Origin of the sequence: Pseudoalteromonas sp. P1-9 (genome assembly GCF_001399975.1) — a bacterium.
Classification (GTDB): Bacteria; Pseudomonadota; Gammaproteobacteria; order Enterobacterales; family Alteromonadaceae; genus Pseudoalteromonas.
Map to the genome: position 1 here is coordinate 1 of NZ_LKBD01000140.1, position 444 is coordinate 444.

The 444-nt window shown below is 42.1% G+C and carries 1 protein-coding gene; it reads left to right on the forward strand.

The window, feature by feature from the left end; all coding sequences use genetic code 11:
* On the forward strand, nucleotides 1-444 hold a 444-nt coding region (locus AN214_RS21930), incomplete at both ends, for a transposase (protein ID WP_152960862.1).

Genomic DNA, 444 nt, shown 5'->3' on the forward strand with positions numbered 1-444 from the left:
TAAGCTCATTTCTCCTTATCTAGAAGATATTGTTGTTGGCGTTGAATGCATGCATTGTTGGTATTGGGTGAGTGACTTATGTGCTGAACATGATATCGATTTTGTACTTGGTCATGCGCTATACATGAAAGCCATTCATGGGGGTAAAGCCAAAAACGATAAGATTGATTCTTATAAAATTGCTAGTTTACTGCGCGGTGGCAATTTCACGCTTGCTTACAATTACCCTGTAAAGATGCGCTCAACTCGTGATTTACTGCGTAGAAGAACACGACTGGTTCAGCATGGCGCACAACTCAAGGCGCACATTGTTAATACAAACAGCCAGTACAACTACCCACCGCTCGAATTACACATGAAAAACAAATGTGTTCGCCAAGAATTCCAAACGCGTTTTGACGACCAAGCCGTGCAACGCAATGTTAACTTTGACTTGGCCATTCT